The 22,457-nt window shown below is 69.7% G+C and carries 17 protein-coding genes; 4 read left to right on the top strand and 13 right to left on the bottom strand.

Annotated features, from left to right (window positions below):
- Nucleotides 1-37: 37 nt before the first annotated feature.
- The 4 genes from ACEN2M_RS03600 to ACEN2M_RS03585 all read right to left on the bottom strand — a co-directional run bounded on the left by ACEN2M_RS03600 (nt 38) and on the right by ACEN2M_RS03585 (nt 6,571).
- Nucleotides 38-3,595 (bottom strand): ATP-binding protein, encoded by a 3,558-nt coding sequence (locus tag ACEN2M_RS03600; RefSeq protein ID WP_441646760.1) that lies wholly within the window; start codon nt 3,593-3,595, stop codon nt 38-40.
- A complete protein-coding gene (locus ACEN2M_RS03595; protein WP_441646759.1) occupies nt 3,592-4,386 on the bottom strand; it encodes a DUF4194 domain-containing protein in 795 nt (264 codons plus the stop codon). Before ACEN2M_RS03595 ends, ACEN2M_RS03600 begins: the two co-directional genes overlap by 4 nt.
- Nucleotides 4,379-5,881 carry a DUF3375 domain-containing protein gene (locus tag ACEN2M_RS03590; protein WP_441646758.1) on the bottom strand — a complete coding sequence of 501 codons (1,503 nt, stop codon included), beginning with the start codon at nt 5,879-5,881 and terminating at the stop codon, nt 4,379-4,381. Before ACEN2M_RS03590 ends, ACEN2M_RS03595 begins: the two co-directional genes overlap by 8 nt.
- A 108-nt stretch (nt 5,882-5,989) precedes the next feature.
- Complete coding sequence (locus tag ACEN2M_RS03585) at nt 5,990-6,571, bottom strand: hypothetical protein (RefSeq protein ID WP_441646757.1); 582 nt, start codon at nt 6,569-6,571, stop codon at nt 5,990-5,992.
- Nucleotides 6,572-6,679: 108 nt separating this feature from the next.
- Here ACEN2M_RS03585 and ACEN2M_RS03580 point away from each other — a divergent pair, with 108 nt between their 5' ends.
- On the top strand, nt 6,680-10,591 hold the full coding sequence (locus ACEN2M_RS03580) for an SCO7613 C-terminal domain-containing membrane protein (RefSeq protein ID WP_441646756.1): 3,912 nt from the start codon (nt 6,680-6,682) through the stop codon (nt 10,589-10,591).
- Nucleotides 10,592-10,665: 74 nt separating this feature from the next.
- Here the strand turns inward: ACEN2M_RS03580 and ACEN2M_RS03575 are convergent, their stop codons facing one another.
- From ACEN2M_RS03575 to ACEN2M_RS03555, 5 genes are all read right to left on the bottom strand, one after another.
- The gene (locus ACEN2M_RS03575; protein ID WP_441646755.1) at nt 10,666-11,787 is read right to left on the bottom strand and encodes an adenosine deaminase family protein; all 1,122 of its coding nucleotides are present in this window, start codon (nt 11,785-11,787) and stop codon (nt 10,666-10,668) included.
- 108 nt (nt 11,788-11,895) lie between these two features.
- Complete coding sequence (locus ACEN2M_RS03570; RefSeq protein ID WP_441646754.1) at nt 11,896-12,993, bottom strand: ABC transporter substrate-binding protein; 1,098 nt, start codon at nt 12,991-12,993, stop codon at nt 11,896-11,898.
- Nucleotides 12,994-13,032: 39 nt separating this feature from the next.
- On the bottom strand, nt 13,033-14,049 hold the full coding sequence (locus tag ACEN2M_RS03565) for an ABC transporter ATP-binding protein (RefSeq protein ID WP_441646753.1): 1,017 nt from the start codon (nt 14,047-14,049) through the stop codon (nt 13,033-13,035).
- A complete protein-coding gene (locus ACEN2M_RS03560) occupies nt 14,046-14,840 on the bottom strand; it encodes an ABC transporter permease (RefSeq protein ID WP_441646752.1) in 795 nt (264 codons plus the stop codon). The genes ACEN2M_RS03565 and ACEN2M_RS03560 overlap by 4 nt, the downstream gene beginning before the upstream one ends.
- The gene (locus ACEN2M_RS03555) at nt 14,837-15,658 is read right to left on the bottom strand and encodes an ABC transporter permease (protein WP_441646751.1); all 822 of its coding nucleotides are present in this window, start codon (nt 15,656-15,658) and stop codon (nt 14,837-14,839) included. Before ACEN2M_RS03555 ends, ACEN2M_RS03560 begins: the two co-directional genes overlap by 4 nt.
- 154 nt (nt 15,659-15,812) lie before the next feature.
- Between ACEN2M_RS03555 and ACEN2M_RS03550 the strand changes: the two genes are divergently transcribed.
- Together ACEN2M_RS03550 and ACEN2M_RS03545 are read left to right on the top strand one after the other, a co-directional pair.
- A complete protein-coding gene (locus ACEN2M_RS03550) occupies nt 15,813-16,805 on the top strand; it encodes a LacI family DNA-binding transcriptional regulator (RefSeq protein WP_441646750.1) in 993 nt (330 codons plus the stop codon).
- Between the two features lie 229 nt (nt 16,806-17,034).
- On the top strand, nt 17,035-17,697 hold the full coding sequence (locus ACEN2M_RS03545; protein ID WP_441646749.1) for a histidine phosphatase family protein: 663 nt from the start codon (nt 17,035-17,037) through the stop codon (nt 17,695-17,697).
- On the opposite strand, the gene ACEN2M_RS03540 is transcribed toward ACEN2M_RS03545, so the two are convergent.
- From ACEN2M_RS03540 to ACEN2M_RS03525, 4 genes are all read right to left on the bottom strand, one after another.
- Complete coding sequence (locus ACEN2M_RS03540) at nt 17,694-18,056, bottom strand: MmcQ/YjbR family DNA-binding protein (RefSeq protein WP_441646748.1); 363 nt, start codon at nt 18,054-18,056, stop codon at nt 17,694-17,696. The two genes, ACEN2M_RS03545 and ACEN2M_RS03540, sit on opposite strands and share 4 nt — an antisense overlap.
- Before the next feature lie 53 nt (nt 18,057-18,109).
- A complete protein-coding gene (locus ACEN2M_RS03535) occupies nt 18,110-19,108 on the bottom strand; it encodes an LLM class flavin-dependent oxidoreductase (protein WP_441646747.1) in 999 nt (332 codons plus the stop codon).
- A 41-nt stretch (nt 19,109-19,149) separates the two neighbouring features.
- Entirely contained in the window at nt 19,150-19,611 is a 462-nt protein-coding gene (locus ACEN2M_RS03530) for a methyltransferase family protein (RefSeq protein WP_441646746.1), read from the bottom strand.
- Nucleotides 19,612-19,748: 137 nt separating this feature from the next.
- Nucleotides 19,749-20,774, bottom strand: a complete 1,026-nt coding sequence (locus ACEN2M_RS03525; RefSeq protein WP_441646745.1) for a hypothetical protein — start codon at nt 20,772-20,774, stop codon at nt 19,749-19,751.
- A gap of 508 nt (nt 20,775-21,282) precedes the next feature.
- On the opposite strand from ACEN2M_RS03525, the gene ACEN2M_RS03520 reads away from it, so the two are divergent.
- On the top strand, nt 21,283-22,455 hold the full coding sequence (locus tag ACEN2M_RS03520) for a globin domain-containing protein (RefSeq protein ID WP_441646744.1): 1,173 nt from the start codon (nt 21,283-21,285) through the stop codon (nt 22,453-22,455).
- Nucleotides 22,456-22,457: the final 2 nt, after the last annotated feature.

The raw sequence follows: 22,457 nt of genomic DNA, 5'->3' as shown, positions 1-22,457 counted from the left end.
AGCCGGAATCAGGCGAGCTGCCAGAGGCGCGCGCGGGTCAGGCCACGATTCTCTCGCCATCGCGCTGCCCGGCCGCGGTCTCGGCCCCAGTGTCGGCCCCAGAGCCGGCCCCAGTGTCGGCCGGCAGCGGTTCGGCGCCGTTCGGCTCCGGCGACACCAACGGGGTGACGTAGGAGAACCCCGTTGTGGTGTTCTTCGTCATCGAGAGCACCAGGTCCATGTGCGGTTCGAGGGCGGTCACCTTGTCGAGCGGGGAGCCCACGATCAGCTGGAAACCGAGGCCCTTCCACGCCGCGACGGCCCGGCCGGCGAACTCGGAGTCCGACTTCACGAAGCCCTCGTCGAGGAAGACCGGGGCGAAACGCGGCCGGGTGCGGCTCTCGTCACCGAGCTGGAAGCGCAGCGCGGCGCCGACGACGAACGCGACGAGCTCCTGCGATTCGCCACCGCTCTTGCCGCCGAGGGAGGAGTATGTGCTCACCTCCACCCCGTCCGGCGTGGTGCGCACGGCGGTGATCTCCACGTGCCGGCGCACGTCCAGGAGCAGGTCGCGGTCCGAATCGCCCTTGCTGGGCCGGGTGCCGCCGCTGCGCCCTGAGGTTGTCAGGTCGAGCTCGTCCGGACGGCGAATGAGGTTCATGAACGCCTGCAGCCTGGTGAACCGGCTCTCGGTCTGCTCGTCGGTGAACTCCTCGGTCGAGCCCGAGGAGAGCACCTTGAGTTCCTTGCGGAACGCCGAGGCGTCATCCCGGTGCAGCCGGCGCAGTGAGATCTGCAGCCTGTCCCGACCGGCGCCGAACGGCAGGGTGCGCAGGATGTCGTTGATCGGCCGCAACCGGTCTTCGATCTCCTCGATCGAGGTGGTGAAGGCGCCCACGAGGGGTACGAGGTCCTGGCCGCTCCACGCGGACAGCCGGCGCTTCCACTCCTGCCGGCGTTCGTAGAGGCCGAGCGTGTAGACGGCGTCGAGGATATCGCTGTAGCTGGAGTACGACTCCATGGCCACGCCGATGTTGGGGTCAGGCCAGCGGCTCTGGAAGGTTTCGAAGATGCCGATCAGGGTGTCCCTGGCGCTGCGCGCGGTGTCGCGGTCCTGGCTGGACTGCTCGGTGAGCCGCTCACGCAGACGCTTCACACCGTTCGCGAAGGTGGCCAGATCGGCGCTGTCGCTCACGGCGGCGAACTGGGCGTCCAGGTGCGCGGAGTGGTCCTCCGGCAGGGTGAGGGACTCATCGGACTGGACGCGCTCCAGCCGGACATTCACGATGTCCTGCCGGTCGACGATCGAGGCATGCTCGTCGCTGAGGGCGGCGGCTTCACGCTCGGTCTCGTGCTTGAGCTTCTGGGCGGCCTCGAGTTCAGCCGCCAGACGTGCTTCTTCGTCCTGGAGTCCGCGCAGGACGTCGCTGCCGGCGAGCAGCCGTTCGCGTTCGGCTTCCTTGGCGACGATCCTGTCCGCTGCGCCGGCCACGTCGATGGCCGCCCAGGCGGTGTCGATCAGGTGCTGGTGGGCATCCTTCAGGCGGCGTAGGGCGATGATCTGCTCGGCCTTGGCGGAGGTCTGCTGCGCGAGAGAATCGGCGGAGGCCTTCAGCTCACGCAGCTCTTCGTCGATCTCGGCCAGGCGCACGGTGCTGGAGAACCCGATGATGGCCCGCTGCTCTTTGTTCCACCCGTGAGCGCCACGCTTGCCCTGGCGGATCTGGCCGCTCTGGGTGACCCGGGAGCCGTCACCGACGAGCTCGGCCGGACCGTTGACACAGAGCGCGTCGATCGCGGGCGCCTGCACGCGGTCCTGCACCCAGCGGCTGAACGGCGAGTCCTTGAAGGTCAGTTTGCCGGAGACGTACCGCGGGTCGTGCTGCACCTGCTGGTGCGGGTGCAGAGTGACACCTTCGAAGTGGATGCGCACCGGGATGTGCATCGGGTCGATGGCGCGGCTGAGGGCGGCCAACCGGTTCTCGTCGACGAGCAGCACCCGCACGACCGAGCCGAGGGTGACCTCTGCGGCCTGGCGCCAATCGTCTTCACCCGGGGCGATGTCGATGAGCTCGGCCACGAACGGCAGTTCCTCCGCGGGTATTCCGGCGGCATCGGCGATCATCATTCTGGCGTTGTGCAGGTGCTGGGGAACCAGGCTGGCGCGTCCCTTGAGAAAGGCGTGCTCCTGCTTGAGGGTGCGGATCTTCTCTTCGACCGGGTAGGCGGTGCGCTGCAGGGAAACCCGCTCCAGATCGAGCTCCTGCTCGGAGGCGGGGAACCTGGCGATGAACCCCTCCGCGGCCAATTGCGCGGCGGCGAAGTCGTCGGCCGACGTGATGGCGACGGCACCTGCGAGGCCGGAGTCCGCGTCGTCGGCGGGGCCGGCGACTGCGCCCAACAGGGAGATGCGGTCATTGAACCTGGAGCGTTCCGCCGCCATGTCGTCGCGTTTGGCGGTGAGCACGTCGAGCTCCACCTGCAGGCCGGCGAGCACGTCGCCGCCGTTGTCGCGCTGCTGGTGCTGCAGGTCGGCGACCCGGCCCTTCAGCTCGGTCTCGGCATCCCTGGCGGCGGTGTTCGCCGCCTGGTTCTCGCGCCGGCGGGCGCGGTTGGTGTCGGCGGCGGCGTCGAGCAGGCCGTGTTCGGTGCTCAGCTGCCAGAGCACGAACGGGGTGTCGCCGTCGCGGTGCACGCCGAAGCGGTCGATCAGGTCGGCCTTCTCGGTGGCGGTCTCGTACTCGCGGTGGAGCTCGGGCAGGCGTTCGAGCACCTTGGCCTTCTGCGCCTCGGTGACCATCGCGCCGTAGGAGCGTTCCAGGTCTTCGAAGTGGTCGACCGCCTTGTCGGCCGCGGCGAAAGTGGCGGGTTCCTCGAGCACCATCGACTTGTAGAGGCCGTCGACGGTCTTCACCTGCTGGCCGGCCTGGATGCGGGCGAGCAGCCGCAGCGCCTTGCCGCCCTCGCCGTTGGCTCCGATACCGAGCCGGGTGTAGAGGGTCTGCGAGAACGCGGCGTAGGTGTCGAACACGTCGAGGTCGCTGAACCGGTTCTTGAGGGCGCGCTTGTCGAAGCGGGCCTCGGTGACGTCGGCCAGGTCGCGCAGGTCGAGCCGGCCGTCGCGGGTGGCCATCTTCATGGTCACGTCGGCGAACTTGGTCGCCCCGCGCGGCACGAAGTAGGCGCGCAGCACCGTGAAGCGGCGCTGGTTGTCGTCGATGAAGGTCATCGCAATGGCGCCCCAGGTGGCCGAGTCGGCGCCGCGGAGCACCTGGTCGTGCATCGCTCCGGTCTCGGCCTCGCGGCTGGAGTCGGTCTTGCCGCGGAGGTAGGTCATCAGGTTGCGCTGGTCGACGCTCCGGGCCCGCCCCGACCCGGCGTCGTTGGACGCGCCGTTGAACGGGGTGTCGGAGGGCATCATCAGCGCCAGGTAGGCGTCGAGCAGGCTCGACTTGCCGGTGCCGGATGCGCCGGAGACCAGCGTGGCGTTGGCGGCGAAGTCCACAGCGTGGTGGCCCTGGAACCCTCCCCAGTTGACCATTTGGAAGGTCTCGGCGCGCCACTGCGTGGTGCCCTCGGTGGCACCGTCCATGTGGAACAGCGGGGAATCGGTCATGAGACGGCCTCCAGGGCGGGGTCGGCGGGGTCGGACGCGTCTGGCTCGGCGGCGGCGGGGTCGGCCCCGGCTTCGGCGGCGGGTTCGGCGCCGGTGTCGGCGGCATCCAGGGTGCTGTCGGCAGGGTCGGGCTGGTCGGCGCTGTTCTGCGCCACCAGCCACTCCCACAGCTCGGCGAGCCGCTCGATGGGCAGCAGCACCTCGATCACCGCCGAGATCCGGAACCTGTCGGGGTCGCTGGTCTTCAGCAGCACCCGCGCCTTGGCCAGGCTGTCCACGGCCGCCGTGGCACGACGCGCGTCGCCGAACCGGTCGGTGGCGTGTTCGGGCCGGAAGTGGGCAACGTTCTCGACGAGGTTGTCCCTGTCGACGATGACGATGTCCACGCCGCTGGCGCGTTCGCTGCGGAACCGCTGACGCAGCAGTACCAGCAGGATGGTTTCCTCGCGGCTGTATGCCACGTCGTGCAACAGGGTGGGGAACCTGTCGCCGCCCTCCCCGATCGCCTGACGCTTGAAGGCCACTTCGTAGTGCAGGTCGACGTGCAGGTCGAGGAACATGTCGTTGAGGCGGGACTTGAGCAGGCTCTGCGAGGCGAGCAGGGTGCGCCATTCGGCTGGCTGCAGGGCGGCGGAGATGTAGCGGTGCCGGAGCAGCAGCACCAGGGTGCGGCGCTGCTCCACGGTGAGCCCGCCCTCGTCGCCCTCGAACAGCGAGAAGCTCTCGTTGGTGTCGTCTTCGGCGGCGTCGTCGTTTGTCAGATCGGTCGCGTCGGTCACGTCGTCAGTCATGATCAGGTCCATAGTTCAGGGCGGCCAGGGCCGCAGTGTCGTCGTCGGTCAGGGTGATGCGCGGCACCCTGAAGGTGCGGCGGGTGCCGTCGGGGCGCACGGTTTCGAAGCTTTCGATGTCATCGATATCGGTGACGGCGTCGATCTGGGTGGCCAGCTGCAACAGGCCCAGAATCTCCACAGGCCGGCGCATGGCGGGTTCGAGGCTGTTGAAGGCGGCGCCAACGGATGCGGCGCCTTCAGTGGTGAAGGCGCTCACGATGGCGTCGCGCAGCTCCTCGAGCAGCGGACCGCCCTGGGTGCGCATGGCGTCGAGGCTCGGTGGCTCCGGGGCGAACGCCGAGACGTCCTCCAGGGGCGGCGGCGCCTTGTGGGCGGCGGGATCGTAGAACCGTTCGCGCAGATGCTCGAGGTCCAGGGTGCCGGGCATCAGCTCGGCGGTCACCGTGGACCGCGGTCCGGCGGTCTCCATCCACACCGCGAGTTCCTTGTTGATCTCCCGCAGCAGCCGTTCGAGCTCCCGGTCCTTGACCACGTCGTGGTTCACGATGTGCTCGCGCAGGGTGGTGGTCAGGCCGTTCCGCTGGGTGAGCACGTCGTCGACGCCCTTGCGGATCAGGCTGACCGTGCCCATGAAGCTGCGCCGGTCCTCCGCGCTCAGTTCGAGCGCGAACGGGTGCAGCAGGATCGACTCGAGGTCGTTCTTGAGGGCGGAGAGCAACGCGTCGTTTCGGAGCAGCACGATGGCGCCTTCGAACGCGCGGCCCTCCGCTGTCGACGACATCAGGGCATCGGTTTTGGAGAGGTACTCGTCGAGCACCTCGCTGATCGGGCGTTCCTCGGCGCGGAAGTCGTTCACGATCTGCCGGTGCATACCGGCCACGGACTCCTCGACACGCTTGAAATCGCTGGGCAGCTGGGTGATCAGGTCGATGAGGTTGGCGTAGCCCTCGTGCATCTGGTCGTTCGACGCCGCGGCGATCTCGCCGCCGGCGGCCAGGCGGTCGCGTTCGGAGGCCAGGGCAGCGATCTCCAGGTCGAGCCGGCGGATGCGTTCATCCCGGTCCGGGTTCGCCAGGGTGGCGCGGTGGCGCACGGTGTCGACGATGGTGGTGAGGCGGGATTCGCTGATCAGGGCGCGGTCGCGGGAGAGCCCGTCCACCAGCAGCAGCGCCTCGAGGGCGTGCGAGGTGAGCGAGTACTGCTCCTCGTCGTCCTCCCCGGTTTCCCGGTAGAGCCACTGGTCGTTCATCCACTGCACGCAGAGCGCCCGGCCGTTCTTGCCCGGCACCTCATGGCCGATGGACCGGAGGTCGGCGAGGTAGGCATCGACCTGGGTGTGCAACCTGTCGGCCTGCACACTGCGGCGGTCCCGGCTGAACGACGACTTGAAGACCGCGAGCACGAACGGCGCCCACTTGCGGTCGAGCAGCCGCAGGGTGGGTCGGTCGAAGGCGCTGTGCACCCGCGCTAATTCACCCGCGATGTCGCTCACTCGTACCCGTTCCTCTCGCCGGCCCGCCTGAGGGCCTCCTCAACCGTAGTCGCCCCGGCGACCGCGAAACGGCGGTGGCCCGGTGCTCGGCACTCGGGTCGCCCGGGGTCAGTACTCGCCGGGGCCCTGACCGGCTGCTTCGTCGGCCCTGAGCTTGAGCAGGGCCAGATCGATCTGAACGAACATCTCGGTGCGGTCGGCCCGGCGGCGCTGATACTCGGGGTCGGTGGCGTCGATCGACAGCCGCATCAGGCGGGTGTGCATGGCGTCCTGGATCTCGTCGCTGGCGGCGTTCTGCGCCTCCCGCACGAGAGTGCCCACCCGTTCCTCGTCCTCGGCCAGGGCGAGCAGGGCCACGGCCAGGCGTTTGTGCACCTGCCGGCGCAGCTTGAGCTGGCGGATGTCCATCAGCTGGTCCTGGGACAGGTCGTACCGCCAGGTCGCCGAGGTGAGGTCCTTGCGCTGCGCCCGCACCCGCTCAGCGGACTCCTCGTTCTCCTGCGCCAGGCCGAGCAACTCCCGCCTCGCGGTCGCGGCGAACCTGACCAGGTCGTAGTCGGCGTGCTCGCCCAGGCCCGCGACGATGATGTCGTTCTTCACGGCCATCCGTACCGAAGACAGGGCGATGAGCACCCCCTCATCGACGATGCGCGAGATCGGCGCCGGGCCGTGCTGCGTCGCATCCGTCACGGTTTCATTTTACGGTCTCACCAGCCGTGACCCGGGCCCCGCCGAACGCCCATTTTTGGGGTTCGGCTGCCGCTGCGCGGTCGCGGGACGGCCACCTAGACTGCGGCCATGGGGAAAATCTGGAACGATGCTGCCGTTCGATACCTGCAGGACCGCCGGATTTGTCCCCGCTGCGACGCGCGACTGGCCGACCAGAGGTGCCCGCAGTGCGGGGCCGACCTGACCGGCCCCCTCGGCGGCGAGGTCGCTTCGGCAAGCGGCCGGGTGATCAAGGCCCTGCTCGCGCGCGATCGCCTGCTCGACCGCATCCCCACGGTGTGGCCGGATGGCGCGCCCGTCACGGATGCCGTTCCCAGGACGGGTGTGGCGGGGGCCAGGGCCATCCCGACCGCGAGTTCCGGCCGGGCGGATGCGCCGGTGCGCGCACCAGCCGTCGCCACGGCCACCGTTCGGGCCACGGCCACCCCTGCCGCCCCGGCCGCCGGGGCGCAGGTGAGCGTGCAGTCCGTGCTCGCCTTCGCCGGTGCGGCCCTGCTCGCCGTGGCCGCGCTGGTCTTCACGTTCCTCAACCCCGACCTCACCAGCTTCGCCGTGCGCACGAGCATCACCGGAACGATCACGCTGGTCTTCCTCGGCGGCGCCTGGCTGTTCGCCCGGCGCGGCCTGCGGTTCTCGGCCGAGTCGGTGGGGGCTTTGGGCGTGGTGTTCGTGGCGCTCGACGTCTGGGCGTTCATGCAGCTGGCGCCGGCCTCCGTGAGCGGGTGGACCTTCGCCGCCCTCGGCACCCTGGTCGGTTCGGCGGTGCTGTTCGGGCTGGGTGCCCGCTCCGGCGTGCGGGTCTGGCTGTGGGCCGCTGTGGTGGGCCTGGCCCTCTCGCCCGGGCTGCTGGGCACCGGTGGCAGCGGCTGGAGCGCGATCCTCGGCAGCCTGGGCGTGGCCGTCGTCGCCCTCGGTCTGCATCCGGTGCTCGCGCGCCTCTCCCCCGGTCTCGGCTCCGCGCTGGGCGCCGAGCGCAACACGGCCACCGCCCTGCAGGTGGTCGCGGTGATCTCCGCCCTGCTGCAGTTGCTGCTGCTCTCGGTCACCACGGTGACCGCACAGGTCGTCGGTTACGCCGGCATCCTGGCCGTGCTGGCCGTGGTGGCGGCGCTGGGCAGCCGCAACGGGCTGCCCAGGCTCTGGAGCTTCGCGGCGGGCGCATTCGCCGTGGCCGCGGTGGCGATCCTGCCGCTGGCCGTGCCCTTCGGCGAGTCGGCCTGGTATCTGGCCTTGATCCCGGTGGCGGGCGGCGTCGCCCTGGTGGGGCTCAGCGCGCTGCGCTCCAGCCCGGCCGCCAGCCGCGGCGCCCTGGGCGCCGGCGCCGTCACGGTGCTGGCGCTGGCCGCGAGCCCTGCCCTGGTCACCGCCCTCACCCAGCTGTCCGGCGCGGCGTTTGCGCCCCTGCGCTGGGCCGCATCCGCCGGCGGCTACCCCGGCGGCGTCTCGCAGATCCCGAGCAGCGGTGATTTCGCCTTCGTCGCCGGGGCGCCCGATCCCTACGGCTACGGTGCCGGGCTCGTCGCCCAGAATCTCGGCCTGGCCTCGATCGTCGCGCTGGCGGCCCTCGCGGTCACGGCGTGGGCCGTCGCGCTGGTGAGTCCCGTGAAAACGTCCCCGCAGGCGCCGACCGGGCTGCCGGCGACGCCGGTGCGCCTGGCACTGTCGTTGGGCATCCTCACTCTGCTCACCGTCAGCGGGTGGGCCGGCTTCTCACTCACCGGCCAAGCGATCGTGGGCCTGGCGCTCGCCGCGGCCCTCATCGCGAGTCTGCTTGTCATTCCCGCTCTCGCCGCGGCACCCGCGATGGTCCGGCGGGCACTGGGCGTGGGCGCGCACCTGCTGCTGCTGCTGGCGGCGATCACCGGCTGGATGCAGCAGTCGACCACGGTGTGGGTGGGCGCCGCGGCCGTCGTCACCCTCGCCGCTCTCGCGCGCACCCTGCCCGCGCGCTGGCGCCCGCTCTACCTGGGTCTCGGGTACGCGTACGCACTGGTGATCGTGGCTACCGCGCTCGCCTTCGCGGGAGTGGACGCTATCGCGGTGCTCTGCCTCACCACCACGCTCGGGTTGCTCTGCGCCCTCGCCGCCACCCTCACCACCTGGCTCACCCCGCGCGGCTGGTACGCCGTGCTGCTGGTGAGCGCGGTGCCGTTCATCGCCGGCGTCGTGGCCGTGTTGCTGGTGCGCAGCGGCTGGACCGCCCTGTCCACCGGCGTGGCCTTCGCCCTCGCCCTCACCCTGCTGACCAGCCGGCGCCCTGGCCTGACCCTGGCGCTGCGCTCCTTCGCGGCCAGCCTGCTGGTGCCCTCGCTCGCCGTGGTCGTGGTCTGCCTCGGCGCCCAGCTGCTGGACACCAGCGGGTCGCCGGTGGTGCTGCCGCTCATCGCCCTGATCGTGGCCGGCACGTTCGCGGCCACCGGCCCCATCGCCCAGGCTCTGCAGGACCGTGGTCTGGCGGCCCTCGAAGCGGATGCCTGCCGCCGCTTCATCGAGGTCTCCGCCGCGGTCACCGGGGTGCTGGCCGTGCTGCTCGCCCTCGTGCGCACGGCGGCAGGCCTGTCGACCACGGTGCTGGTGCTCGTGATCCTCGGTGTGGGAGCGGCCGTCAACGCGCTCCGCACCGGCCGACGGGTGGCCTGGTGGGCGGCAGGCGCCAGCTGGACCGGTGCGCTCTGGTGTGTCTGGGCCATCCGCGGCATCGACGTGGTCGAACCCTATGTGCTGCCGCCCGCGCTCGCCATGGTCATCGTCGGCGCGATCCTGACGGCCAGGGGCCGGCCCGGCCAGACGCTGGCCGCCACCGGCCTGGCCCTGACCGTGGTGCCGAGCCTGGCGGTGCTCGTCACGAACGGGTCAGCCGGGTTCGGGCCGGCCGGGTTCGGCGTTGCAATTCCCTGGCGCGCCTACGGCTTGCTCGCCGCCGCGCTGCTGCTGGTGCTGCTCGGATTCGCCATCACCCATGCTGCGACGCGGCTTCGTAGCCTGCTCGGCGCCACCGCCGTGGTGGCCACCCTGGCAGCGGGGGCAGGCGCCGTGCAGGCCATGCGTTGGGGCCTCGGCCTGGACTACCTCGCCGGAAGCCCAGTCACCGGCATCATGCTGCCGGTGCTGGCCTTCAGCGCGGCGGCCACCCTGCTCGCGGCGTTCGCCGGCGGCATCGGCCGCCACAGCACACCGGCTGTCGACCCTGCCGCCTTCGGCGCCCCAGCCGGCACCGCTCCCGCCGGCACCCCAGCCGGCACCCCAGCCGGCACCCCAGCCGGCACCGCCGCCTCCCGGTGGCGATACGCCGCGGCCACAGCGTTCCTGGTGGCCGGGCCGATCACCGCCATCCGCGCCGATATCTTCTCGATCGGCACCCTCACGCTTCTGATGGTGGCGATGCTCGGCTTCATGCTGGTCGTGGCGGCGCGGGCCCGCACCGGGCCGGTGTCGCTGCCCCCGGTATGGTTCCTGTTCGTGCTGGCCTGGTGCACGGCCGTGGCGGGCTGGAGCGAACGTGAACTCCGCGTCGAGGCATTCTCGCTGCCCCTCGGGCTGGCGTTGCTCGGTGCCGGCATCATCGGCATGCGCCAGGGAGCGCGCGCGGTTCCCGCCTCGCTCGGCTCCTGGCCGGCCGGTTTCTCCGGCTCCTGGCGGCTGCTGGCCCCCGGCATCGTCATCACGTTCCTGCCGTCGGTGCTGGCCACCGGCACCGACCCGCAGACCTGGCGGGCCATCCTGGTGATGTCCCTCGCGCTCATAGCGATCCTGATCGGCTCAACCCGGCGCCTCGCCGCCCCGTTCCTGATCAGCCTGGCTGTGCTGCCCATCGAAGTCATCGTGGTGTTCACGGTGCAGATCGGGCAGACCATCAATCCGCTGCTCTGGTGGATCACCCTGGCCACCATCGGCGCGGTCATGCTGGTGATCGCCATCACCTCCGAGCGCAAGGGCGCCACCGGAGGCGGTCTCTCCGCCCGCCTGCGCGACCTCACCTAGTCCCGCGAGCCGCGAGATGAGCCCGAACCTGGAGGTTTTCGGTGCCGCATCTCACGGCTCGCGGAAGACTGGATTCAGTGCGTGTGCTCCTGATCGAGGGCGTCGAACTCCCGCACGAAACGTTCGCGGAGCAGCATCTTGGCCGGTTCGTCCAGCCAGGATGCCTCGACTCCTGCCAGTGACATCGAGCGCAGGGTGGTCTTGTCCAGCTGCAGCGCGGTCGAGGCGATCTCGTATTCCTGGGCCAGCGTGGTCGGGAACATGCCCGGGTCGTCCGAGGAGAGGATCACGTTCAGGCCGGCATCCAGCATCGCCTTGATCGAGGCCTGGCGCCACGGCCGCCAGGACCGACGCGAGGTGGTGAACGCCACGATGAACGGCGTCTGGTCGGCGCGCACCCGTTCCACCACGGCGTCGTCTTGGAGCACGAAGTAGCCGTGGTCGATGCGGTCGCAACCCAGCTGATCCAGGCAGGTGATGGTGTTCGCCGCGATCGGCGCGTGCTCCGAGGAGTGCGCGGTGCGCTTGAGACCGGCCGCTCCCGCGAGGGCGTACGCGTCGATGAATCGCTCCGGCGGGCCGGCGGTCTCGAGGTTGTCCAGGCCGATGCCCACGACGTACTCGTGCGGGTTGTCCACGATCTGCTGCACCAGGTGCAGGGCGTGCTCGCCGCTCTTGCTGCGGTCGATGCCGGCGATCATGCGGCCGGTCATGCCGAAGTCGCGTTCGGCCATCCGGATGCCGTCGGCGTAGGCCTCCACGGCGCCACGGTAGCCCAGCTTCTCCAGGTGCGGCGGCAGGTAGTCGAAGAACAGCTCGAGGTGCCGGGTGGCGCTGGTGCGGTGGGCGTTCTCGAACGCCTCGTAGGTGATGCGGGTGAGGTCCTCGGCGCTCCGCAGCACCGACACCACCCACTCTGAGGCCTTGAACAGCGAGTACGACGTGGCCGGTTCGTCACTGCTTCGCCCCATCGGCACCGGGATGCGGGTGTCGGCGTAGAGCGCCGGGTCCGGCGGCAGCGAGTTGATGTCCCGGAAGATCGCTTCGGCGGTGTCGGGCAGCACCAGCTTCTCCCGTCGGGCCAGCTCGGCGAAGGTCGACGCCCGCACGGTGCCGATCAGGTGGCAGTGCAGGTCGGTCTTGGGAACGCGGGCCAGGTAGCTGGCGGTGGCGGCGGGGGTGTCGATGGGCGTCATGGCTTTCACGGTGGTAACTGAAACTGGGTGATCGGACGGTACTTGCGGGAAGTGGGCGGCGACCGCCCGCCGGGGGGTTCGGGCGGCCGCCGCTGCTGGGGGCGCCGGCTAGAGCGAGGAGACCTCGCGGGCGAACCGGTTGACCCAGTCGGCACGGTTTTCCACGATCGTGTCGATGTCGAGGGTGCTGTAGCCGTCGCCGATCGGGTCGGTCGCGGCGAGGCCGGCGATCTCGGTGAGCTCGGCGGGAACCGTGGCGCCCGGGTTGACGGGCAGGTCACCGACGATCGCGGCGGACGAGGTCTGCGCCTCGGCCGAGAGCAGGTAGTCGATGAACGCGTTCGCCGCCGGGGTGTTCGGCGCGCCGACGGGGATCATGGCCCGGTTGGTGGCCATGAATTTGCCCTCGGTCGGGGCGGTCCAGGCGATCGGCGCCCCGGAGGCGACGAGGCTGGTGGCGAAGCCGCTCAGCGCGGGGGCCGCGGCGATCTCGCCCTGGCTGAGCAGGCTGGAGACCTCGGTGGAGGACGTGTAGTACTGCAGCACGTTGTCGTTCCAGGAAGCCAGGGTGCCGAACGCCTCGTCGACGTCGTAGGGGTCCTCGCCGAAGACGTCCGCGATGCCGGAGACGGTGAGCTGGCCTGCGGTGACCGAGATGTCCGGCATCGCGATCTTGCCGGCGTACTCGGGCTCGCCGAAGGTCTCCCAGTCCGCGGCCTGCTCTGCGGTCATCTGGTCGGTGCGGTACAGGGTGCCGTTCAGCTGGTAGCTGTATGCGGGGCCGTCGTACTGGGTTTCCTTGGCGAAGTCGCTGATCTCGGCGAGATTGGGCACCGCCTCGGCGTCCACCTCGGCGAACAGGTCCTTGGACTGGCCGAGGGCGGCGTAGTAGTCGGAGATGAGCATCACGTCGATGCCGGAGTTGTCGCCGTTGAGTTCGAGCTTGGAGAGCCTGTCGGCGTTGCTGCCGGTGTCGAGCTCCACGGTGATGCCGGTGGCTTCTTCGAACGGGTCCACGATGGCCTGCTGGAACTCCTCGACGCCGAACGGGAAGGTGCTCACCACGAGGGTGCCGCTGGCGGCCTCACCGGGTTCGAGAGTGGCTGTGGGGGCGGGCGAGGCGGAGCAGCCGGCCAGCAGGGCGGCCGTGGCGACGAAGGCGAGACCGAGAACCGCGGTGCGCCGACGGGGGAAAGCGTGGGACATGGGGGTTTCCTTTGGGTGGGGGGTGTGAGGAGCGAGGGATCAGTCGGTCAGGCGCACGATTTCGTGGTCGCGCGCCTGGGCCACGACGAGGTCGCCGGGGTGGAAGCCGAGGTCGTCGGCGGTGAGGGTGTCACGGCGGGTGGTCGAGACAAGCGTCACCGGGGAGCCGGTGGCATCCGTTGCCGTCATGGTGACGATATGGTCGACGCCGCGGTACACGGAGTCGGTGACCACGGCGGACACCGTGAGGCCGACCGGTGACGGCGCCCGGCCGGCGTAGGCCACCCGCAGGTGCTCCGGCCGCACGGTGATCAGGCTGCGGTCGCCCAGCTCGAGGAAGTTCTCGTAGCCGAGGAAGTCGGCCACGAACCGGTTGGCCGGCGCCGTGAATACCGTGGCGGGCGCCCCGGTCTGCATGACCTTGCCGGCGCGCATCACGACCATGGTGTCGCTCATCTCCAGCGCCTCCTCCTGGTCGTGCGTGACGAGCACCACGGTGAGGCCGGTTTCGCCCTGGATGCGGCGGATCTCGCTGCGCATCTGCACCCGGAGCCTGGCGTCGAGGTTGGACAGCGGCTCGTCGAGCAGCAGCAGCGACGGGCTGATGGCGATCGCGCGGGCCAGGGCCACCCGCTGTTGCTGGCCACCGGAGAGGGCCTTCGGCTTGCGGTCGGCCAGGTGGGCCAGGCCGACCAGGTCGAGGTTGGCCATCACGAGCTCGCGACGCTTGGTCGCGGGGACCTTCCGCAGCTTGAGGCCGAAGCCCACGTTGTCGGCCACGGTGAGGTGCGGGAACAGGGCGTAGGACTGGAACACCATGCCGAGGTTGCGCTTCTCCGGCGGCAGCCGGGTGGCGTCGGCGCCGTTGATGGTGATGGTGCCGGCGCTCGGGGTGATGTAGCCGGCCAGCATGCGCAACGTCGTGGTCTTGCCGCAGCCGCTGGGGCCGAGCAGGGTGGTGAGCTTGCCCTCGGCGATCTGCAGGTTGAGGTTGTCCACGGCGACGGTGTCGCCGTACGACTGGGTGACCCCGGTGAATTCGGCCGCACTGGTCATTTGTTGATTCCTCCGAAGATCTTGGCAAAACCGAGCGTTTTCTCGGCGACAACAGCGATGACCACGGTGCCGGCGAGGATGAGCGTGGACATCGCCGCGATCATCGGGTCGTAGGACTGCTGCACGTAATCGAGCATGGTGACGGGCAGGGTGCGGAACTCACGGCTCTGCAGCAGCAGCGACAGCGGCACATTGTTGAACGAAGTGACGAAGCTGAGCAGCCCGGCCGAGAAGATGCCCGGCCGCAGGAGCGGCAGCGTCACGGAGAAGAAGGTGCGCACGGGGGATGCGCCGAGCCCACGGGCGGCCTCCTCCACAGCCGGGTCGGCGAGGGCGAGCGAGGCCCCGGTCACCCGCACCGCATACGGCAACAGCAGCACGGTGTGGCCCACGAGCAGGGCCACGAACGAGGTCTGCTGCAGGCCGATCATGATCTGCTGATAGAGCGCCAGACCAACGACGAGCTCCGGCACCACGAGCGGCGAGAGGAAGAGCCCCTCCACCAGCGACTTGCCGGGGATCCTGCCGCGCTGGATGGCGAGGGTCACGGGCACCCCGAGCAGCAGGGCCAGCGCCGTGGACACGACGGCCAGCTGCAGGCTGGAGAGCAGGGCGCCGACGAACGGCTGGTACGCCAGGGCCTCACCGAACCAACGCAGAGACACTCCCTGCGGCGGGAAGGTGAGGGCGTCGCCGGCCGTGAACGCCGTGGAGACGACGAACAGGATCGGCACGATCATGATGGTGTAGCCGAGCACCGCCAGGGTGCCGAGGATCGGACGGCCCCTCACGCGGTCACCCCCGCCTTGCGGGAGATCAGCGACGACAGCCCGGAGACCATGAAGACCAACAGCGTCATGATCAGGGCCGTGGCGGATGCGGCGGCCCAGTCGACGCTCACGCTGGCGTAGGAGAACAGCTGGGTGGAGAGCATCCGCTGGCTGGAGCCGCCGAGCAGGTACGGCGTGGTGTACGCCGTGGTGGCTCCCGCGAACACCAGCGTGCCGGCGATGAGGATGCCGGGGCGGGACAGTGGGATCACGATCTTCCAGAGGGTCTGCGTCTTGGTGGCGCCCAGTCCCCTGGCGGCGTGGTCCAGGCCGGCGTCGACCTGCGCCACGGCGGAGTAGCAGGAGATCACGGCCAGCGGCAGGAACAGCTGGATGAGGCCGAGCACGATGGCGAGCTCGGTGTAGAGCAGCTGCGGCGGCTGGTCGGTGATGCCCAGCACCACGAGCAGCTGCCCGAAGGCGCCCTGGCTGCCGAGGATCACGAGCCAGCCGAAGGTGCGCACCACGTTGCTCAAGAGCAGCGGGAAGATCGCCAGGGCCAGCCACATGCCGGCGAAGCGGGAGGTGGACCTGGCCAGCAGGTAGGCGATCGGGAAGCCGAGCACAACGCACACGACGGTGACGATGAGGCCGATCCGCACGGTGCGCCAGATGATCGCGAGGTCATACGGGTCGGTGAGCATCGCCCCGAACCGTGCGAACACGTCAGCGGTGTCGGTCGACGGCGGTGCCAGCAGCATGATTGCCGATGGGATGGCAAAACCGAACAGAATGAACACCAGCCCCGGTATGAGCAGTAGTGCTGGTTTTCGAGACATACAGGGATAACCTTCGGCATACTAGGAGGGAATGAAACCGGTTGTGCAACCGGTTTCATTCCAACCTAAGGCAGATAGCACCCCCGTTTGGGCCACGAATGTTACGACCACGTAAAACCTCCGTGGTCACCTCGATCAGAAAGGCAGGACCTCAGTGGCAACTCTGGACCACGTCGCGCAGCACGCAGGTGTCTCCAAGGCGACCGCGTCGCGTGCCCTGAGCAAGCCTGCGCTGGTGTCGCCGGCCACCGTGGCCAGGGTGCTCGACTCGGCGCGGGTGCTGGGCTTCGTGCCCAACCGCACCGCCCAGGCGCTGGCCGGCGGCCGCACGGGACTGGTGGCCATCGTGGTGCCCACCCTCGAGAACAGTTTCTTCACGCCCATCATCCGTGGTGCGCAGGAGCAGGCCGCCGCGTCGGACCTGCACCTGACCATCGCCGTGCACGGCCTGGACTCCCCCGGCGACATCGCCGCACTCGAGACTCTGTCCAGGCAGGTCGACGGGTTCCTCATCGCGGCGCCCCGGGGTGACGATGATGTCATCGCCGCCGCGGCCGCCGGCATCCCGAGTGTGCTCATCGACCGCGAGATCCACGGCCTGCCGTCGGTCTCCGCCGACACCGCCACCGCGTTCGGCGAGCTGGCCCGCGGGTTCATCGACCGTGGGCACACCTCTATCGCGTTCGTGGGCGGGCCGGACCGGTCCTGGCAGAATGCGCAGCGCATCACGGCGGTGCGGGATGCGGCCGCCGGCCGGTGCGACCTCACCGTGCTCGGCCCATACCCGGCCACCGTCGCTTCCGGCGTGGAGGCGGCCGCGGCCGTCGTCGCCTCCGGCGCGACCGCCGTGATCTCCTACGCGGCGTCGATCTCGCTCGGCCTCATCTTCGGGCTGAACGCCCGCGGCCTCGCGGTGCCCGGCGACGTGGTGGTGAGCGCGGATGACGGCGTGGTGGCCGCCCTCGGCCTGCGCGGCGCCCCCTCGATCGAGGTCGACGGCGAAGAACTCGGCCGCCTGGCCATGCAGCGCCTGGTCGAGCAGATCGGCGAGCACGGCCACGGGCCGGGCACCGATGCCGGTACCGATGCAGGCACCGACGCGCAGGCCAAGCTCGCGGTGCCGGTGCGCTGGTCCGCCGCCGACTGAGCGGCGCCACACCGATCCCGAGTCGCCGCCAATTCCCCCTTCACACACCCTGAAGGGTGCCTTTGGCGCAACTCACCTGGTCCTGAGCTTCGCCTGCGGCAGCGGGTGTCGATTCTGCGCTCCGATCGTTCACGCCCCTCCGTCACGGCAGGAAAGCGGGAGCACGCCGGGCAATCGGCACGGCCCACCGGTGTCGCTCCGCCCGACCCGTGCCTATGCTGGGTGGACCATGCGACTCCTCCTGATCCGCCACGGCCAGACCCCCGCCAACGTGCTCGGGCAACTCGACACCGCGCACCCGGGCCCGGGCCTGACCGCGCTCGGCGAACGCCAGGCCGACGTCATTCCCGACGCCCTCAGGTTCGATTCCATCGACACCATCTTCGCGTCGACGCTGCAGCGCACCCAGCTCACCGCCCGTCCGCTCGCCATCGACCGGGGCCTCGACATCCAGGTGGCCGACGGCCTGCACGAGATCGGAGCCGGCACCCTCGAACGACGCAGCGACCCAGCCTCCATCCGCACCTACATGGAGACGGTGTTCGCCTGGGGTGCCGGGAACCTCGACGTCGCCATGCCGGGCGGTCACGACGGACACGCGTTCTTCGCCCGATTCGATGCCGACATCGCCGTGGCCGCGGCCAGCGGGGCGACCGCGGCAGTGTTCAGCCACGGTGCGGCGATCCGGGTCTGGGCCGCGGCTCGCGCCACGAACGTGCCACCGATGTTCGCCGGACTGCACGACCTCGACAACACCGGCGTGGTCGAACTGACCGGCTCGCCGGAGGACGGCTGGACCCTGCTCTCCTGGGCGGGAGTCCCCCTGGGCGGCATGCCGCTGGTCGACGCGGATGCCGTGGATCCGACCGGCGAAGCGCTCGACGCCTCCTAGCGGGTCCGCGGGGCGCCGGGCGCCCGCGGCACCTTCGGGCGTACCAGCGCGTGGCTGTCGTGCAGCAGCTGCCGCACGAGGTTGTCGTCGACGCCACCGTCGAGCACGACGGTGATCCAGTGCTTCTTATTGAGGTGGTAGCCGGGGGTGATGTGCTGCGGGAATTCCTCACGCAGCGCCCGGCCCTCCTCGGGGTCGCACTTCAGTGACACGCTCAGGGGCTCGCCGGCCAGGGCGCTGAGAGCGAAGATCTTGCCGTTGCCGCTGGTCTTGAAGACACTGGTCTCCGGCCCGAACGGAAACGTCTCGGTGGTCTGGGGCAGGCTCAGGCAGAACTCGACAAGGGCATCCGGGGTCATGCAAGCGACCCTATCCACTTCTCCAGTCGCGCGCTGCCGGCCTGCCGGGCGCCTCAGGCCAGGACGTCTGCCATCGCTCCGGCGGTCAGCTCCACCGAGCGCAGCCGGTCGTCGATCTGCTGCGACGCGTGGGCGAGGATCAGTTCGTCGGCTCCGGTGGATGCGGCCAGGTCGTCGAGGAACGTGCGCACATCCGCCGATGTGCCCACCGCCGTGTACCGCATCATGTCGGCGAGGCGGCGCCCCTCCGTGGTGGTGAGGAAGGCGTCGATCTGATCGTCGGAGTAGTCCGGCGTCGCCGGTCCGCGGGCGATCATGCTGCGCACCCTGGCGCGGCGCATGATCTCGAACTGCTGCACGGCATCGGCCCCATCGTCGGCCGCGATCACGTTGGCGGCCACCATGAGATAGGGCTCGGCGAGCTGGGCAGACGGCTGGAAGTCGCGGCGGTAGGTGGCGACGGCCTCGAACAGGGAGTCGGGGGCGAAGTGCGACGCGAAGGCGTACGGCAGGCCCAGTGCGGCGGCGAGACCGGCGCCGAAGAGTGAGGACCCGAGGATGTAGAGCGGCACGTTGGTGCCGGCTCCGGGCACCGCGCGCACGCCCGGAATGATGGATTCGTCGCGCAGGTAGGCGGCCAGTTCCATCACGTCCTGCGGGAATTGATCGGAGGCCCGAGGATCGCGGCGCATGGCCCTGGCCGTGGTCTGGTCGCTGCCAGGGGCACGGCCCAGCCCCAGGTCGATGCGGCCGGGGTAGAGCTCGGCGAGGGTGCCGTACTGCTCGGCGATGGTGAGCGGCGAGTGGTTGGGCAGCATCACGCCGCCGGAGCCAAGCCGGATGGTGGACGTCTGCGAGGCGATGTGGCCGACGAGCACGCTGGTGGCCGACGACGCGATCGTGGGCATGTTGTGGTGCTCGGCGTACCAGACCCTCTCGTACCCGTGCTTTTCGGCGGCCTGGGCGAGCGCGACACTGGCTGCGAAGCTCTGCCGCACGGTCTGGCCGGGGGCGATGGGGGCAAGGTCGAGAATGGAAAGCGGTGTCGTCATGCTCGGGGTAACGGTATTCGGGACGGAATCGTTACCCGCATTCACCGGATCCGGCCGACTCCGGGCAGAAACCGGCCGACCCTGGCCGCATAGTCCGAGTACGCCGGATGCTCCTCGACCAGCATCTGCTCCTCCCACCTGGTCTTTCCCGCCAGGAGGCCGATCAACGCCGCCCACACCATCACGTGCAACAACGACGCCCCGATCAGCACCAGCCCGAGCCCACCCGACATCAGGCCCGTGTAGATCGGATTGCGCACCACCGCGTAGACCCCGTTCGTGGCCAGCGGAGCATCCTCACGAGGGATGGGACTGGCCGTCATGGCCGGACCGAGCGTGGTGGAGCCCTGCACGGCGAGAGTGACCCCCACCGCTATGAAAGCGATCGCGCTGGCCACGACGAAGCCGTTCACCGACCACACCCTGCCATGCGGCAGAAGAACGAGTCCCGCCAGCAGCAGGATCTGCAGGACGACAAGACAGAACGCGAGCGCACGTTTCATGCCCCGAGAGTACGCCCGCCGACCAATGCTGGGCAGGCCTGCCCGCACTTCCCAGCCCCTACGCAGGACGGCCCGCAAGGCAGTGGCCGGAACCGGAATTCCTGCACTGCCCGCGGGCCGCACCTGGGGGGTGGGGTCTAGTACCAGCCGACGGATTCGGACTTCGCCCAGGCCGCGCACGGCGTGCCGTAGCTGCCCGAGATGTAGCCCAGGCCCCAGGAGATCTGGGTGGAGGCGTTCGTCGCCCAGTCGGAACCGGCCGTGGCCATCTTGCTGCCGGGCAGCGCCTGCGGGATACCGGTGGCACCGCTGGAGGCGTTGTAGGCGTTGACGTTCCAGCCGGACTCCTTGTCCCAGAGGCTGACGAGGCAGCCGAACTGGTCGGCGCCCCAGCCGTACTTGGCGGCCATCATGTCTCGGGCCACGGCCTGGGCGCCGCTCGGGTTGGAGGGGGCGGAGGGAGCGGGAGCGCTGCTGGCCTTCGGTGCGGCCTTGGCCGACTTGGCGGCCTGGGCGGCTTCAGCCTCAGCGGCGGCCTGCGCGGCGGCGGCCTCCTGGGCGGCGGTGGCTGCGGCGGCGGCCGCGGCCGCCTCCTGGGCGGCGGCCTGCTCGGCGGCGACACGATCGGCCTCGGCCGTCGCGGCCTGCACCGGCTCGACCTGGGCATTGGTCAGGTCGACGAGCTCGTAGATGCGCTCGGGTGCGAGGTACTCGTAGTTGCTGAGCATCGCGACGGGGGTGACCAGAGGTGTGGCATCGACCTTGTTCTCGGCCGCGGTGATCACCGCTGACGCGGCGGCGAGGGTGCCCGTGGCTGCCTTTTCGGCGTGGGCGTCGGCGACAGTGCTGTACGCATCGAGCTGCTCGGAGTGCAAACCGGTGCTGGCGCTGAGGGCCGCAGTCTCGGCGGCCCGGTCGTTCTGGGCCGCCATAGCGGGCTCCAGGACGAAGCCGGTGCCGGCCATCGCGCCGATGGAGAGCACGGCGAGCGCGGCGGCGGAGCGACGGGTGACGCGGGTGCGGTGGGTCTTCGCGGCCCTGGTCTCCACTGGAGCGGCGGGCAGCACGGTCGTGGGCGGCGCAGTCGTGGTGGGAATCACTGTCGTGGCGGAGGTTGCGGGGGTTTCGGGTGTTGCTGGAGTGCTGGAAAACTTTGAAGTCACGGTTTTGTATGTCTCTCACTGAGCGAATCGCAGGCACGCGTGCGCAGAGCGGTTCTTATTCGACGTTCCACGAGCGGGGGCCCGCCCGGGCGAAGTGACCACCCTGCAGTATGTTTCTGCATGGATCCTCCCCCTTTGCAGAGAAGATGCTCCTAATCTGCGTGAGCCTCTTGTGTCACGACCCGAGAAATGGATCACTTCTGGTCGGCTGGTGAGAGCGCAATTCGGCTCCCGGAAGCCGACCCGATCCGGCCATGAGCGCGCCTCAGGGTGAGGACAAAACTCGTCAAGAATTTGTCGCAATCCCCTTGAGAAAATGTCCAGAGCGCGTTCGGGCCTGTCTTGTTGACGAGAAACATCGATTCAGGGCAGTCGTCCGACACTCGGGTTCGGTATCGCTCGGCGGGCTCACCAGAGGCTTACGGCCCCCTCGAACGGGGGTAGCGGTTGTTACCGTGAGACTCCCACCCACTTCCTCCCGCACTTCCCTCAACGCTCAGGAGCCGGCATGCTGTCCCCCCAGTCCCACCCCCTCATCGAAGCCACGCTTCCCCTGGTCGGCGAACGCCTGCCCGCCATCGCGACCGGGTTCTATGCCCGCATGTTCGCGGCGCACCCCGAACTCTTCGACGGCCTGTTCAGCCGCTCGAACCAGAAGAGCGGCGTGCAGCAGCAGGCCCTCGCGGGCAGCATCGCCGCTTTCGCCGCCCACCTCGTGCAGGACCCCACCAGCGCACCGGAGATCATGCTCTCCCGCATCGCGCACAAGCACGTCTCCCTCGGCATCCTGCCCGAGCAGTACGACGTGGTGTACAAGTACCTCTTCGAATCCATTGCCGCCGAGCTCAGCGATGTCATCACGGCCGAGATCGCGGATGCCTGGACCGAGGTCTATTGGCTGATGGCGCACGCCCTGATCAAGCAGGAGACCGGCCTGTATGCCGGAGCGGCCAGCGACAAGCCGCTCGCGCCGTGGACTGTCACGCGCAAGGTGCCGGCCGGCAGCGACGCCGTGACCTTCACCCTCGTGCCGTCCGACGACACTCCGGCGTCGGCGTCACGGCCCGGCCAGTACGTGGGGGTGACCGTGCGGATGCCCGATGGCATCCACCAGGTGCGCCAATACTCGCTCTCGGCCGGCACCGACACCGACACCAGAGTGTTCACGGTGAAGCTGGACAACGACGGCGAGGTCTCCCCCGTGCTGCACCGCGACGTGCGGGTCGGCGACCAGCTCACCCTCTCCAACCCCTGCGGCGACATCACCCTCGACGCGGGCACTGGCCCCCTGGTGCTGGCCTCGGCGGGCATCGGCTGCACTCCCCTGGCTTCGATCCTGCGCTCACTCGTGGAGACCGGCTCTGAGCGCCCGGTGTTGGTCTTGCATGCCGAGAGCACGATCGAACGTTGGGCGTTGCGCGAGCAGATGCGCGCGGACGTCGCGATCCTCGAGACGGCCGAACTGGAGCTCTGGCTCGAGGAACCGAGTGCGCTGGACACCGCACGCCCCGGGTTCATGTCCCTGGACGCGGTGACCATTCCCGACGACGCGTCGGTGTACCTGTGCGGGCCGCTGCCGTTCATGCGCGCGCTGCGCGCACAGGCGCTGGCGTCCGGAGTTCCGGCCGCGCGCATCCACTACGAGGTCTTCGGCCCCGACCTCTGGCTCGCGAGCGTCTAGCC

The organism is Cryobacterium sp. W22_MBD10_FK3 (genome assembly GCF_052113745.1).
Classification (GTDB): Bacteria; Actinomycetota; Actinomycetes; order Actinomycetales; family Microbacteriaceae; genus Cryobacterium.
Note: the sequence above shows the minus strand (reverse complement) of the source record. Positions and strands in the feature narration are given on the sequence as shown.